This is a genomic window from Microbacterium sp. FG3, assembly GCF_057809335.1.
Genome location: NZ_JBMDJT010000003.1, coordinates 55251 through 69627, shown reverse-complemented (window position 1 = coordinate 69627; position 14377 = coordinate 55251). Strand labels below are relative to the sequence as shown.

Here is a 14377-nt window from a genome sequence, read left to right as displayed (position 1 = left end):
GGGCGCCCGCCGGCGTCACACCACGCGCGCGGAGACGGCGGTCACGATGGGAATGACGATCGCTCCGACCGCGAGCGGGAGCACGAGCGCGATCCACTCGAAGTCGGCAAGCGTATCGCCGCCGAGAACGCAGGATCAGGCCGGCCGGGCGCCGTCGCGCCGCGCGGCCCGCTCGCGCGGGTCGAGCACGCGCAGGGCGACGTGCACGAGCGGGCCGATCAGGATCGCGAAGAGCACCGTGCCGATCCCGACCGTGCCGCCCAGCAGCCAGCCGAGCGCGAGCACGGTGAGCTCGACCGTCGCCCGCCCGCGCCAGTGCGGCCAGCCGAGGCGCTGGTGCAGCCCTGTCATGAGGCCGTCGCGGGGGCCAGGGCCCAGGTGCGCGCCGATGTAGATGCCGCTGCCCACGGCGACCACGACGATGCCGCCGAGCAGGGCGAGCAGCTGCAGCGCAAGGTGATCGGGCCGCGGCACGAGGTCGACCGTCACCTGCATCACGGTGCCGACGAGCAGCACGTTCAGCACCGTGCCGATGCCCGGGCGCTGGCGCAGGGGGATCCACAGCAGCAGCACGAGCGCGCCCAGCAGGTTGGCGACCCAGCCGATCCCGATGCCCGTGCGGCGCGCGAGGCCGTCGGCGAGCACGGTCCACGGGTCCAGGCCCAGGCCCGCGATCACCGTGAGCCCCACGCCGATGCCGAACACCGCGAGGCCCACGACCAGGCGCAGGGTGCGCCGGGCGAGCGAGACGGATCGGGGGCGTGCGGCGAGGGTCATGCCCCCAGTCCAGCGCATCGGCCGCCGAGGCGCGCGGTCCAATCCCGGGTCCGTGGCCGCGGGGCACTCGCGGCTCAGACGAGCGCGTCGACGAGCGTCGACGCGGCCGGCGCGTCGCGGGATGCGGCGACCTCGCCCCACGCCTCCGCGAGAAGCGCGGCGGCGCGGACGAGCGTGGCGGGCGCGCCCGTGAACGGCACGCGCAGGTGCCGCTCCAGCCCGCCGCCCACCGAGAAGCGCGGTCCGGCGCTCAGGAGCACGCCGCGCCGGCGCGCGGCGAGCACGAGCGCCGAGCTGCGGGCGGCGCCGAGGCCCACCCAGAGCGCGACGCCGCCGGCGACGTCCGGCACCTGCCAGCCCTCGACGCGGCGCAGCTCGGCAGTGAGGGCATCGCGCCCCGCCCGCAGCTGCGCCCGGCGCTGCGCGATGATCTCCGGCATCATGCCCACCAGCCGCTCCGCGACCGCCTGCTCCACCTCGGGGGTGCCGAGATCCGCCGCGGGCCGCGCCACCGCCAGCCGCTGGATCGTCTCCCGGTCCGCGCGGACCCAGCCCACGCGGATCCCGCCCCACACCGTCTTGCCGAGCGAGCCGAGCGTGACGATGCCGGGGCCGTCGCCCACGTCGGCGGCGAACGGCGTGGCGGGCGCGGCGCCCGAGATGTCGAGCTCCGCCGTGGTCTCGTCGACGATCAGCACGGTGCCCGTCGAGGCCGCCGCGTCCGCGAGCGCGTGCCGCTGCGCGACCGGCATCGACGCGCCCGTCGGGTTCTGGAAGTCGGGCATCAGGTAGGCCGCGACCGGCGACGCCCGCCGCAGCGCGTGCTCCGCGCGGTCGAGGTCCCACCCCTCCCCCGGCGCCACCGGCACGCCGACCAGCCGCGCGCCGGCCCGGCGGAACGCCTCGGCCGCGTGCGGGTACGTGGGGGTCTCGGTGAGCACGCGGTCGCCGCGCGACACGAGCAGCGAGGCGCACAGGGCGATGGCGCTCTGGGCGCCGTTGGTCACCATGATCTGGGCGGGATCGGTGGGCAGGCCGCGCTCCGCGTAGCGCCGGGCGATCGCCTCGCGCAGGCTCGGCGAGCCGAGCATCTCGTAGCCGTGACCGCTGAACAGCCCCGCGCCCCGGCGGACGACCTCCGCGTACACCGAGGGGAGGCCGGGCCAGGGGGCCGGGCTCGCCTGGCGCAGGTCGAGCACGTCGCCGGCGCCGCCGAGCGGCGTCACGTCGCGCGTGCCGACGGGCAGCGTCTCGCTTCCCGAGCCGCGCACGCTGCGGATGTGGCCGCTCTCGCGCAGGCTGCGGTACGCGGCGGCGACCGTGGTGCGGCTCACACCGAGACGCGCGGCGAGCTCGCGCTCCGCCGGCAGCGACGTGCGCGGCGCGATCCGGTCGTCGAGGCACAGCACCCGCACCGCCTCCGCCAGCGCCTCGTATGCCGGCTCCCGCGTGCGCCACGCGCCGAGCTTCTCGACGAGGGCCCGGGCCGACAGCCGCGAGTCCACCATCCGGGCAACCTACCGCATTGGACTGCTCGGAGGAGTCCAATCCGCCTCGTGGCGCACTTAGCAATCGGTCTCGGTGGCGTCAAGCTCTTTCCTGCGCCCCGCGGCGCTCGTACCGTATTGGAGTTTTCACGCCGGCGTGGTGCCCTCGCTCGAGCGCATCGGCGGCGCCCCACCCGCACAGGACCGGTGCCTCGCGGCACCGCGCAGTACCGAACGAGGACGACCCGATGACCAACGATGTCCGGCACGTCACGCACGTGCTGTACCCGAACACGACCGACGACGACCACGGCCCGTGGGAGAACCCCGAGGCGGCGGATGAGATCTCGCGCCTGCTCGACGAGGGCTTCCGCATCGTCGACACGAGCGTCGCGCCGCTCACGTCGCCCTGGGTCCGCGCCGCCCAGCTCGTCTCCGCCACGCGGCTCGTGCTCGTGACGACGCTCGTCCGCACGGCCTGAGCGCCGACCCGTCCCCCCGCTGGGATTCGAACCCAGACTGGGCCGAGTTTAAGTCGGCTGCCTCTGCCGGTTGGGCTACAGGGGGACGCCTTCGCCGGAACGACGAAGGGCGCCCATCCACGTTAGGGGATGGGCGCCCTTTCGTCGTGCGGCGGCTACTCCGCGGAGACCTTCTCGGCCGGCTTCTCGCCGGCGGGAGCCTCGGCCTGCTTCTCCTCCGCCGGAGCCGCGGCCGGAGCGTCGGCGGGCTTCTCGGCCGGGGCCGGTGCCTCCTCGGCCGGGGGCTTCGGGCGCGAGGCGAAGGCCTCGAAGAAGCCGCGCGGGTTGGTCAGCGCGCTCAGCTGCACCTGGTCGCGGCCCAGGAAGAAGTTGTGCCACCAGCCCCACAGCACGCGCCACTTGCGCTCCCACGTGGGCATCGCGAGGCCGTGGTAGCCGCGGTGCGCGACCCAGGCGAAGAAGCCCTTGATGGCGATCTTGCCCGACTGGAACACGCCGTCGTACAGGCCGAGGCCCGCGACCGCGCCGAGGTTCTTGTGGTAGTAGTCCACGGGCTGCTCGCCGCGCAGAACCGCGACGAGGTTCTTGGCGAGGCGCTTGGCCTGGCGCACGGCGTGCTGCGCGTTCGGCACGCACGTGCCGTCGGGCAGGCCGCCGGTCTTGTCGGGCACGGCGGCGACGTCGCCCGCGGCCCACGCGCCCTCGACCACGTTCTTGTCGGCGTCGACCACGCGCAGGTCTGCCTGCGTCGTGATGCGGCCGCGCGGCTCGGTCGGCAGGTCGCTGCCGCGCACCACCTGCGGGTTGGCCATGACGCCGGCCGTCCAGATGATGAGGTCGGTCGGGTACTCCTCGCCCGTGTTGGTCTTCACGACGCCGTCCGTGGCGTCGGCGACCTGCGTGTCGAGGTGGACGTACGCGCCCTTCTTGGCGAGGTCCTTGAGCACCCACTCGGACGTCTCGAGCGAGACCTCCGGCATGATGCGGCCCATCGCCTCGATGAGGTGGAACTGCGTCTCCTCGAACGAGATCTCGGGGAACTTCTCGAGCAGCGCCGAGGCCGCCGAGCGCAGCTCGGCGAACGTCTCGATGCCGGCGAAGCCGCCGCCGACCACGACGACCGTGAGCAGTCGCTTGCGCAGCTCGCTCTCCTTCGGCAGCGCCGCGGCCTTCTCGAAGTTGGAGATCATGCGGTCGCGCACGGCCGCCGCCTCCTCGATCGACTTCATGCCGATCGCGTTGTCGGCGATGCCGGGGATCGGGAAGGTGCGCGACACCGAGCCCGCCGTGACGACCACGTGGTCGTAGTCCAGCTCGTACGGCTCGCCGCCCTCGGGCGTGATGGTCGCGGTCTTGTTCGCGTGGTCGATGCCCGTGACCTTCGCGTTCACGATCTTCGTGCGCTTGAGGTGGCGCCGGTGCGAGACGACCGCGTGGCGTGGCTCGATGGATCCGGCGGCGACCTCCGGCAGGAACGGCAGGTAGGTCATGTAGGGAAGCGGGTCGACCATGACGACCTCGGCCTCTCCCTTGCGAAGGTGCTTCTCGAGCTTCCACGCGGTGTAGAAACCGGCGTATCCGCCGCCGACGATCAGGATCCTGGGCACGACTTCACGAACTCCTTGACTGTGGATTGCCGGGCAGGCGCCGGGGCGCCGTTCGAATGCGTCGGATGACAGCGACGAGACCGAGCGTTATCAGGATACTAGCCGCGCTGGCCGCGGCGAGCGGCAGCGTGCCCTCGCGAAGGGACGCCTCCGACGGCAGCCACGGCGAACCGGCCTCGCTCGGCGCCTCGGCCGGCGGCAGCGGCGGGATCGACACCTCGACCTCCTCCGGCACCGGCGCGGGCTCCGTGTCCCCCCGCCGGTACAGGCGGATCCATTCCGCCAGCTCGACGTCGACGAGCGGGTTGTCGGCCACGGCCGGCACGCTCGCCGACACGGCCTCGGCGGCGTCGACGAGGCCGTAGCCGTACTCGGGGTCGGGCACGCTCGTGCCCGGAACCCGATCGGCCGTCGCGATGATCCGGTTGATGACGTTGTCCGCATCGAGCTCCGGATGGGCGGATCGCACCAGCGCGGCGATCCCCGCGACGATCGGCGCCGCGCCGCTCGTCCCGTCCCACCGCATCAGCTGGCCGTCCGGCGCGACGCCGAGCAGGCCCTCGCTGGGCGCGACGACGCCGATCGTGATCCCCTGCGTCGAGGCCTCGACGCTGGCCTTGCCCTCCTGGTCGACGCCGCCGACCGCGAGCACGCCGGGGATCGTGGCGGGCGCGCCGACCACGTCGGTGCCGCTGCCGCGGTTGCCCGCGGCGACGACGATCACGACATCGTTCTCGAACGCGTGCAGGAACGCGTCGTCCCACGACTCGTCCCACGTGAGGGTGTTCGTCGTCCACGACAGGTTGATGATGTCGGCGCCCTGATCGACGGCCCACGTGATCGCCTCGGGCACCTGATCGACGAAGGGCACGGCGGCCGACGCACCGAACCCCACCGAGATGGACAGCAGCTCGGCCTCGGGGGCGACGCCGATGAACCCCGTGTCCGGCCCCGTTCCGCGGGCGGCCGCCATCGATCCGACCAGCGTGCCGTGGTTGCGGTCGCGGGCGCCGACCGGGGTGCGGCCGTCGGAGCTGCCGACGCCCGACACGTCCTTGCCGTCGACGACGACGCCGTTCAGCTCGGTCGGGCCGTTCGCGATGCCGGTGTCGATGACGGCGATGGTCGTGCCCGCGCCGCGCGTGGTCGCCCACGCGTCGGTGATGCCGTAGTCCTCCAGCCAGTACTCGGCCGCGCGCACCGGATCGGACGGGGTGGGCTCGGGACTGGGGGCGGGCGTGGGCGTCGCGGCGGCGCCCGTCACCAGCAGCACGGCCACGATCGCACCGGCGAGGGCGACCGGCACCCGCACGCGCGCTCGCCTAGCCGACATCCTCTGCCCCGTCCGCGTGCTCCCGCGCCGCGCCGGGGTGCGCGCACTCGCAGCGCTCGGGCGACCACGCCGACAGCGCCAGCGCCTCGTCACCGAGCGGGTTGACGCCCGGACCGGCGGCGAGCGCGTGCCCGACGAGGGCGTGCAGGCACTTCACGCGACGCGGCATGCCGCCCGCCGAGACGCCGGAGATCTCCGGCACGTCGCCGTACGGCGCGCGATCGGCCAGGTACGCCTCATGCGCGCGTGCGTATGCGGCGCGCAGATCGTCGTCCTCCGCCAGCCGCTCGTTCATGCCGACCATGACCTGGTCGGCCTCGAGCCGCGACATCTCGGCCGTGGCGGCCGGATGCGTGAGGTAGTAGAACGTGGGGAACGGCGTCCCGTCCGGCAGCCGCGGCGCGGTCGCCACGACGGTGGGGTTGCCGCAGGCGCAGCGCGCGGCGACGCCCACGACGCCGCGTGCGGGCCGGCCGAGCTGGTCCGAGACCACCCGGAGATCGGCATCGCGGACCGGTTCGAAGGGCGGGGTCGTCACGTGGCCAGGCTATAAGGGCTTCGCTGGCAATCGGCAGACACGCCCCGTCGCGACCGGACCGTTACGCTCAGCCTTCCGGCCCCACGGCCGTCTGCGTGAGCCCCGACGCGACCACCGAGCGCAGCAGCTGGCCCATCCAGTCGGCCCGCGCCTCCTCGACCTCGTCGCTGACGGGCTCCTCATCGCGCGGCAGCTCGGACTCGTCGAGGTCGTTGTCGATGATGTAGACGACCTCGCCGGGCCGCTCGTAGTAGAGCCGCTCGCGGGCCTGCGTCGTGATGTAGGCCGGGTCCTGCCAGCGCTCCTGCTCGGCCTCGAGGTCCGCGATCTCGTCGGCCGTGAGCTGCACGGCCTCCTCGAGCGCGGCGATCTTCTGCCGCTGCTCCACGAAGGTCCCCACCGTCGGCACGAGCACGAAGGCGCCCAGCACGACGAGCCCGAGCATGATGACGGTGAATCCGGAGACGCGCAGCCCGCCGAGCCAGTCGCGGGCGCTGGTCGCGCGGGGCGTCCGCCGCCGAACGCGGGAAGGGGGAGCCGATCCGGTCATCCGCTCCCCCTTCCGATCGTCGTGTGCGCTCAGCCCTTGAATCGGGGGTAGGCGCCGCGGCCCGCGAACACCGCCGCGTCGCCGAGCTCCTCCTCGATGCGCAGAAGCTGATTGTATTTCGCGACCCGGTCGCTGCGGGCGGGCGCGCCGGACTTGATCTGACCGCAGTTCACGGCGACCGAGAGGTCGGCGATCGTCGTGTCCTCGGTCTCGCCCGAGCGGTGCGACATCATCGCGGTGTAGCCCGCGTTGTGGGCCATCGCGACGGCGTCCAGCGTCTCGGTGAGGGTGCCGATCTGGTTCACCTTGACGAGCAGCGAGTTGGCCACGCCCTGGTCGATGCCGCGCTTCAGGCGCTCGGGGTTGGTGACGAACAGGTCGTCGCCCACGAGCTGCACCTTGCCGCCGATCGCGTCGGTGAGGGCCTTCCAGCCCTCCCAGTCGTCCTCGGCGAGCGCGTCCTCGATCGTCACGAGCGGGTAGTTCGCGAGCAGCTCCTCGTAGTAGCCGATGAGCTTCTCGCTCGACCACTGCTCGCCCTCGAACGTGTAGACGCCGTCCTGGAAGAACTCGGTGGCGGCCACGTCCAGGCCCACGGCGATGTCGGTGCCGGGAGTGAAGCCGGCCTTCTCGATCGCGCCGATGAGGAAGTCCAGGCCCTCGCGGTTGCTGGGCAGGTCGGGGGCGAAGCCGCCCTCGTCGCCGAGGCCCGTGGCGAAGCCGCCCGCGAGCAGCTCCTTCTTGAGCACGTGGTAGGTCTCGGCGCCCCAGCGCAGCGCCTCGGCGAACGACTCGGCGCCGTGCGGCACGAGGAAGAACTCCTGCATGTCGATGCCGTTGTCGGCGTGCTCGCCGCCGTTGATGACGTTGAGCGCCGGCACGGGCAGCACGTGCGCGTTCGGGCCGCCGAGGTAGCGGAACAGCGGCAGGTCGGCGCTGTCGGCCGCGGCCTTGGCGACGGCCAGGCTGACGCCCAGGATGGCGTTGGCGCCGACGCGCTTCTTGTTCGGGGTGCCGTCGACCTCCTTGAGCGTCGCGTCGATGACGCGCTGGTCGCTGGCGTCGAGGCCCTCGATGGCGGGGCCGAGCTCGTCGATCACGGCGTCGACGGCCTTCTGCACGCCCTTGCCGTTGTAGCGGTCCTTGTCGCCGTCGCGCAGCTCGTACGCCTCGAAGGCGCCGGTGGACGCGCCGGACGGGACGGCCGCGCGCTGCACGATCCCGTCGTCCAGCAGCACCTCCACCTCGACCGTGGGGTTGCCGCGAGAATCGAGAATCTCGCGAGCGCCAACTGCTTCGATCTGTGCCACGGGTGACTCCTCTGCACGTGGGGATGACCGGTTCCGATCCGCGTTTCAGCCTAGTCCCGCCCGGGGCGTGCCCGTGGCCGCCGCGACGGTATTCCGTTCGCGTCAGACGACGAGGGCGACCGCGATGCCGTCCCAGCCCTTCGCGCCGACCGTCTGCAGCGCCGAGGCGTCGAAACGCGGGTCGGTGCCGAGCATCTCCAGCCCCTCTCGCGTGCCGCGCACGCGGGGATCGTCGGTGCCCGCGTCGACGATGTCCCCCGAGCGCCCGATGTTGTCGACGACGACGACCGTGCCGGGGTGCCCGAGCCGTGCCGCCCAGTCGAGGTAGAGCGTGTTGCGCTCCTTGTCGGCGTCGATGAAGACGAGGTCGAATCCGGGCACGAGCGTGGGCAGCACGTCGGCCGCGGCGCCGACACGGATGTCCACCCGCTCCCCCACGCCGGCGCGGTCGACGTTCTCGCGCGCGACGGCGGCGTGGGCCGGCTCGGCCTCGATCGTCACGACCTCGCCGTCATCGGGCAGGGCCCGCGCGAGCCAGATGGTCGAGTAGCCGCCGAGCGTGCCGATCTCGAGCACACGGCGCGCTCCCGCGATGCGGGCCAGCAGGTGCAGCAGCTTGCCGGCCGGCGGCGAGACCTCGATGTCGGGCAGGCCCGCGTCGCGCTGCGCGGCGAGCGCCGCCTCGAGCGCCGGGTCGTCGCCGACGAGCGTGTCGGTGAGGTAGCGGTCGGCGGCGGCCCACGCCGCGGGCGTCGATTCGGCCATGGGGACATCTCATCGCCGCCGCGCGGCACGGTCAAGCCCCGGCGGGCTCCCCCGACAGGCGCTCCTCGCGGAAGGCGCCCGCCAGCACCATCGCGACGACGATGGCGGCGATGACGACCCACGCGACGACGCCGAGCGGCCCGACCACGGCCATGTCGATCCGCTGTCCCGCGGCGGCGAGGACGACGACGATGCCGCCGACGGCGTTCATCGCACCGTGGGCGAAGACCGCCGGCCAGATCGATCCCGTGCGCAGGCGCGTCCACCCCAGCAGCACGCCCCACGCCACGCAGCCGCCGATCATGAGCAGCACGCCCGTGGCGTCGGTGCGGCCGAAGTTGTGTCCCAACAGCGTGACGGGCGCGTGCCACAGCCCCCAGATCACGCCGCTGAAAAGCAGCGCCGGCCAGATGCCCCAGGGCCGCAGCGCGGCGAGCAGCCAGCCGCGCCAGCCGACCTCCTCCCCGAAGGCGAGGAGCGCGTTGGGGATCACGGCGGCGAACGGCACGGCGATCAGCTGCGTGAGCACGACCGTGCCGAGCGGCAGTGCGGACGGATCCACACCGGCGGCGGCGAGCTGCTCGGCGAAGCCCGAGAAGTGCGCGAGGTCGAGCTCGACCAGCCCGAACCAGGCCGACACCGCGACGACGAGCAGCGTGATGACGATGGGGCCCAGCAGCGCCGCGACGGCGAAGCCGATCGTGCGGCCGACGGGCCGCAGGGGCCACACGCCGAGGAAGCGCCACACGTCGCGGCGCGGCACCTTCATGGCGAGCACGACGATGAGGGTCGCGAGCGCCGGCGTCCACATCATCGCCGACACGAACACGGTGGCGATCGGCTGGGACGCGAGGTCGCCGATCCACAGCGGCATGGCCACCGCCCACGCGAGCAGCAGCACGAGGGCGGTGAACAGCGCGACCGCGTTCCACGGCACGCGCGCCTGCGGGGCCTCCTGCGTGGTCATCGGTCCGTCTCCCTCGATGCGTCGCCGTTCGCGCCCTCGCGGGCGATGAGTCCGTTCAGGAGGGCGGCGCCGGTCTCGGCGTCGTCGACCGTGACCGTGAAGGCCCGCCCGTCGGTGCGCCGCACCCGGATCGCCTCCCCCGTGCGCAGGATGACGCCCCAGCCCGCGTTGACGCTGTACCGCCATCCCCAGCCGCCGTACTCGCCCATCGGGTTGACCTGCACGACGGTGGCGGAGCGGATGCGCTCGCGCGGGATCCGCACGCGCGGCCAGCCCAGGGCCGAGCGCACCTCGAGCCCCGCGTCGTCGATCCGCACGCGGAAGACCGTGTTCGTGGCCACGAGGACGGCGAGGAGGACGAGCACCGCGACGGCGATGAGGATTCCCGCATCGGCCTCGCCGCCGATCTGCGCCCACGCCACGGCGACGGTGGCGGCCAGGGCGGCCACGATCAGGCTCCAGACGAGGATCAGGCCCGTCCGGCTCATCGACACCGTCTTGAGCCAGACGGCGTGCTCGGCCTCGCCGAGCGCGAGGGGCGAGGGCTCCTGCGGCGCGGCGTCGGTACGCGGCGGTTCCACGACGATGCGCCACGCCGCGAGCGCGAGGAGCGCCCCGACGGCGAGCCCGACGAGCGCCCACCAGCCGGGCAGCGTCGCGTCGCGGGCGTCGTCGATCCCGATCTGCGGGACGAACGTCGCGAGCATGAGGCTGCCGAGGAAGCCGGTCTCGGCCCACACGATCGCGGCGAGCAGCCGGTAGCTCATCGGGCCGCCGCGGACGAGCTGGTCCGGTGCGGCGTCGGCGAGGTAGGGCGTCAGCGCCACGAGCAGCGTCACGACGAACCCGGTTCCGCCCGTGACCAGCGGCAGCAGCCACGGCGCACTGAACCCGTCCGGCTCCCCCGACAGACCCCAGTGCGAGGCGACCGGATCGGGCAGCTGCGGCAGCAGGGCGAACTGGACGGTCATCAGGACGAGGAACACGGCCAGCGGGATGCCGATCGCGATGATCGCGTAGCGGCGCCTCGCGGCCTTCCTCGTGAGCGTCGCTGTCATGATGCCCCCTCCTTCTCGTGGTCGTGGCGGCCCGCCTCGCGCACGAGCGAGGCGAGGGTGTCGCGGTCGATGCCCAGCTCGTCCGCGCGGGCGGCGAGTCGCGTGATGTGCGGCAGCAGCACGGCGACGGCGGCACCGCGCTCGGCCACGATCGCTCCCCTGCCCGGCCGCATCGAGACGAGTCCCTCGTCGCGCAGCACCTGGTAGGCGTGCAGCACCGTGTGCAGGTTGACGTCGAGCGAGGCGGCGACGTCCTTGGCGGACGGGAGCCGCTCGCCCGCGGTCACGCGGCCGGCCGCGATGTCCGCGCGGATCGACGCGGCGAGCTGGGCGTACACGGGCTCGTCGCGCGTCGGGTCGATCCTCAGCAGCATGGCGGCCTCCTCGCACTTATTCTAGTTGCAATAGAACAATGCAGTCAAAGCGGCCCGGCCATCTCGCCCCGATACACTCCCCCGCGTGGAGACGATCGCGCGGGGGTCCTGGTGGGAGGTCGGTCGGGCGTTCCTCAAGCTCGGAGTGACGTCGTTCGGCGGCCCCGTGGCACATCTCGGGTTCTTCCGCGCCGAGTTCGTCGAGCGGCGGCGCTGGCTCGACGACCGGTCGTACGCCGACCTCGTCGCGCTGTGCCAGTTCCTGCCCGGCCCGGCATCGAGCCAGGTGGGCTTCGCGGTCGGGCTGCTGCGCGCCGGACCGCTGGGCGCGCTGGCCGCCTTCGTCGCGTTCACGCTTCCCTCGGCGCTGCTCATGGTCGCCTTCGCCTTCGGTGCGGCGCTGTTCCGCGGGCCCGTCGGCGAGGGCCTGCTGGACGGTCTCAAGATCGTGGCGGTCGCGATCGTGGCCCAGGCGGTGTGGGGCATGGCCCGCACGCTCACGCCGGATCGCACGCGGGCGGCGATCGCCGCCGGCGCCGCCGGCATCGCGCTGCTGGCGGCGGGCGCCACCGGCCAGGTCACCGCGATCGCCCTGGGCGCCGTCGTGGGCCTGCTGCTGTGCCGCCCCGCGGAGCTTTCACCGGCGAACCGGCTGCGCGTTCCCGTCTCGCGCACGGCGGGGCTCATCGCGCTCGCGGTGTTCCTCGTCCTGCTCGTCGGCCTGCCGATCGCCGCGATCGCCGGCGATCCGGCGGTCTCCCTCGCGGATGCGTTCTACCGCGCCGGCGCCCTCGTGTTCGGCGGCGGGCACGTCGTGCTCCCGCTGCTGGAGGGCGAGGTCGTGACGACCGGATGGGTCTCGCCGGAGGAGTTCCTCGCCGGCTACGGCGTGGCCCAGGCCATGCCGGGCCCGCTGTTCACCTTCGCCGCCTTCCTCGGCGCCGTGAGCGACAACGGCGCCGGCGGTGGCCTCGGCGCTCTCGTCGCGCTGCTGGCGGTGTTCCTGCCCGGCTTCCTGCTGCTGGTCGCGGCCCTGCCGTTCTGGGCCGCGCTGCGCGGCAGCGCGAACGGCCAGGGCCTCATGAACGGCGCGAACGCCGCCGTCGTGGGCATCCTCGCCGCCGCGCTCTACGATCCGGTCTTCACCACCGCGATCACCGGTCCGGCCGCCTTCACCCTGGCGCTCGTGTGCTTCGTGCTGCTCGTCGCCTTCCGGCTGCCGCCGTGGGCCGTGGTGATCGTCGGCGCGGCCGGCGGCGTGCTCATCGGGGTGCTGCCGTGACCGAGCGCTACTCCGAGGCCTATGCCGCCGCACACGGCCGCTTCACGGTGATCCCCGCCGCCTACGTCTTCCTCCGCCGCGCCGACGAGGTGCTGCTGCAGCTGCGCGAGGGCACCGGCTACTACGACGGTCACTGGGCCGCGGGGGCCGCCGGGCACGTCGAACGGGGCGAGTCGGTGCTCGAGGCGGCCGCGCGCGAGGCGCTCGAGGAGTTGGGGGTCGCGGTCGATCCCGCCGATCTGCAGTTCCTCACCGTCGAGCACCGCACGGGCAACGGCGCGGCGATCGACGAGCGCGTCGATTTCTTCTTCGCCTGCGACCGCTGGAGCGGCGACCCGGCACTGCAGGAGGACAAGGCCGCCGACCTGCGGTGGTTCCCGCTCGCCGCGCTGCCCGATCCCGTCGTCCCGCACGAGCGGATCGTGCTGGATCGACTGCGCACCGGATCCCTCGACCCGGTGACGCCCGTCGGCTTCTGACCCGCCCGCGGGCCGGGCGGGGCGCTCAGCCGAGCGGCTTGAGCTCGAGCTCGGCGCGCGTCGCCCCGGCGGCGACCGACGCGAAGGCCGTGTAGCCGTCGGCCTCGGCGCGCGCGAGCAGGCCCTTGAGGTTCTTCGTGCGCCGCTCGAGGCGCACGCGCGACCCCTCGGCGACGAGCGCCGCCTTGAGAGCGACGAGCTCGGCGACCGGCACGTCCCTGTCGTGCACGAGCACGACGGCGGGGGCGGCATCCGGGTCGGCGAGCGCGACGAGGTCGACGATCCGCTCGAACCCGATCGAGAAGCCGACCGCCGGCACATCCTGGCCGAGGAAGCGGCCGATCATGCCGTCGTAGCGGCCGCCGCCGCCGAGCGAGTAGGTCACCGACGGGTGGGCGAGCTCGAAGATCGTGCCGGTGTAGTAGCCCATGCCGCGGACGAGGAACGGATCGAACACGAGGGGAGGCACTCCCCCGCGCGCGGCGGCGACGGCCTCGCCGATGCCCACGAGGTGCGCGATCACCTCGTCCGGCACACCCTCGGGCAGGGCGGCGCGGATCGCGTCCTGGCCGAACGCGGCCTGCGCGCCGGGCGCGCGGCCGAGGAACGCCTCGAACGCGTCGACGGCCTCGGGCGTCGCGCCGCGCTCGCGCAGCTCGGCGGTGACGCCGGCGGGGCCGATCTTGTCGAGCTTGTCGATCGTGATGAGCACGCCGGGGCGCTCCTCCGCGACGAAGCCGAAGACGTCGAGCATGGCGTCGAGCGCGCGGCGGTCGTTGATCCGCACCGTCGCGCCCTCCAGACGCAGCGCGTCGAGCGTGTCGAGCGACGCGACGATGAGCTCGGCCTCGGCGCGCGCGGTGTCGTCGCCGATGATGTCGATGTCGCACTGCAGGAACTGGCGGTAGCGGCCCTTCTGCGGCCGCTCGGCGCGCCACACCGGGGCGATCTGGATCGAGCGGAACACGCTCGGCAGCTCCGCGCGGTTCGTCGCGTAGAACCGGGCCAGCGGCACCGTGAGGTCGTACCGCAGGCCGAGGTCGGTCAGTGCGGCAGGGTCGTCGGCCGCCGCCCGGATGGCGTCGCCGTCGAGCCCGCGGCGCAGGATGTTGAACGCGAGCTTCTCGTTGTCGCCGCCGATCCCGGCGTGCAGGCGCCCGTACTCCTCGACGACGGGCGTCTCGATCTCGTCGAACCCGTGCGCACCGTAGCGCTCGCGGATGACGGCGAGCACGCGCTCGCGACGGGCCTTGTCGGCGGGGAGGAAGTCGCGCATCCCGCGCGGCGCATTCACAGAAGCCATAGCCCGACCATTCTCTCAGGTGACGCACCGAGCCCGATGCGGCGCCGCGGGGCGCTGCTAGGGTC

At 73.4% G+C, this 14377-nt stretch carries 15 protein-coding genes and 1 tRNA gene; 3 read left to right on the top strand and 13 right to left on the bottom strand.

The annotated features are described in order from the left end of the window. Positions 1 to 135 precede the first annotated feature (135 nt). A complete protein-coding gene (gene yczE, locus ACODR5_RS01830) occupies positions 136 to 777 on the bottom strand; it encodes a membrane protein YczE (RefSeq protein WP_488982539.1) in 642 nt (213 codons plus the stop codon). Positions 778 to 851: 74 nt separating this feature from the next. Beyond that, positions 852 to 2285 (bottom strand): MocR-like transcription factor YczR, encoded by a 1434-nt coding sequence (gene yczR, locus ACODR5_RS01825; RefSeq protein ID WP_488982538.1) that lies wholly within the window; start codon positions 2283 to 2285, stop codon positions 852 to 854. 227 nt (positions 2286 to 2512) lie between these two features. Here yczR and ACODR5_RS01820 point away from each other — a divergent pair, with 227 nt between their 5' ends. Then, positions 2513 to 2746, top strand: a complete 234-nt coding sequence (locus ACODR5_RS01820) for a hypothetical protein (RefSeq protein WP_449853592.1) — start codon at positions 2513 to 2515, stop codon at positions 2744 to 2746. Between the two features lie 11 nt (positions 2747 to 2757). Here ACODR5_RS01820 and ACODR5_RS01815 read toward each other — a convergent pair. The 10 genes from ACODR5_RS01815 to ACODR5_RS01770 all read right to left on the bottom strand — a co-directional run bounded on the left by ACODR5_RS01815 (position 2758) and on the right by ACODR5_RS01770 (position 11248). Beyond that, positions 2758 to 2831: transfer RNA gene (locus ACODR5_RS01815), tRNA-Leu, on the bottom strand. A 70-nt stretch (positions 2832 to 2901) separates the two neighbouring features. Beyond that, positions 2902 to 4353: an NAD(P)/FAD-dependent oxidoreductase gene (locus tag ACODR5_RS01810; protein ID WP_449853593.1), complete on the bottom strand. Its 1452-nt coding sequence runs from the start codon at positions 4351 to 4353 to the stop codon at positions 2902 to 2904. A 4-nt stretch (positions 4354 to 4357) separates the two neighbouring features. Continuing rightward, on the bottom strand, positions 4358 to 5686 hold the full coding sequence (locus ACODR5_RS01805) for a S8 family serine peptidase (protein WP_449853594.1): 1329 nt from the start codon (positions 5684 to 5686) through the stop codon (positions 4358 to 4360). Further along, positions 5676 to 6224: a DUF501 domain-containing protein gene (locus ACODR5_RS01800; protein ID WP_449853595.1), complete on the bottom strand. Its 549-nt coding sequence runs from the start codon at positions 6222 to 6224 to the stop codon at positions 5676 to 5678. The genes ACODR5_RS01805 and ACODR5_RS01800 overlap by 11 nt, the downstream gene beginning before the upstream one ends. A gap of 67 nt (positions 6225 to 6291) precedes the next feature. Next, complete coding sequence (locus ACODR5_RS01795) at positions 6292 to 6774, bottom strand: FtsB family cell division protein (RefSeq protein WP_449853596.1); 483 nt, start codon at positions 6772 to 6774, stop codon at positions 6292 to 6294. Positions 6775 to 6803: 29 nt separating this feature from the next. Then, complete coding sequence (eno, locus tag ACODR5_RS01790) at positions 6804 to 8084, bottom strand: phosphopyruvate hydratase (protein ID WP_449853597.1); 1281 nt, start codon at positions 8082 to 8084, stop codon at positions 6804 to 6806. 102 nt (positions 8085 to 8186) lie between these two features. Next, on the bottom strand, positions 8187 to 8849 hold the full coding sequence (locus tag ACODR5_RS01785; RefSeq protein WP_449853598.1) for an O-methyltransferase: 663 nt from the start codon (positions 8847 to 8849) through the stop codon (positions 8187 to 8189). A gap of 31 nt (positions 8850 to 8880) precedes the next feature. Continuing rightward, a complete protein-coding gene (locus tag ACODR5_RS01780; RefSeq protein WP_488982537.1) occupies positions 8881 to 9816 on the bottom strand; it encodes a CPBP family intramembrane glutamic endopeptidase in 936 nt (311 codons plus the stop codon). Further along, the gene (locus tag ACODR5_RS01775; RefSeq protein ID WP_488982536.1) at positions 9813 to 10874 is read right to left on the bottom strand and encodes a DUF1648 domain-containing protein; all 1062 of its coding nucleotides are present in this window, start codon (positions 10872 to 10874) and stop codon (positions 9813 to 9815) included. Before ACODR5_RS01775 ends, ACODR5_RS01780 begins: the two co-directional genes overlap by 4 nt. Then, entirely contained in the window at positions 10871 to 11248 is a 378-nt protein-coding gene (locus ACODR5_RS01770) for a GntR family transcriptional regulator (RefSeq protein ID WP_449853601.1), read from the bottom strand. The genes ACODR5_RS01775 and ACODR5_RS01770 overlap by 4 nt, the downstream gene beginning before the upstream one ends. 85 nt (positions 11249 to 11333) lie before the next feature. On the opposite strand from ACODR5_RS01770, the gene chrA reads away from it, so the two are divergent. Next, positions 11334 to 12530: a chromate efflux transporter gene (gene chrA / locus ACODR5_RS01765; RefSeq protein WP_488982535.1), complete on the top strand. Its 1197-nt coding sequence runs from the start codon at positions 11334 to 11336 to the stop codon at positions 12528 to 12530. Next, positions 12527 to 13009, top strand: a complete 483-nt coding sequence (locus ACODR5_RS01760) for an NUDIX domain-containing protein (protein WP_488982534.1) — start codon at positions 12527 to 12529, stop codon at positions 13007 to 13009. Before chrA ends, ACODR5_RS01760 begins: the two co-directional genes overlap by 4 nt. A gap of 25 nt (positions 13010 to 13034) precedes the next feature. On the opposite strand, the gene hisS is transcribed toward ACODR5_RS01760, so the two are convergent. Beyond that, positions 13035 to 14312: a histidine--tRNA ligase gene (gene hisS, locus ACODR5_RS01755; protein WP_488982533.1), complete on the bottom strand. Its 1278-nt coding sequence runs from the start codon at positions 14310 to 14312 to the stop codon at positions 13035 to 13037. Positions 14313 to 14377 lie beyond the last annotated feature (65 nt).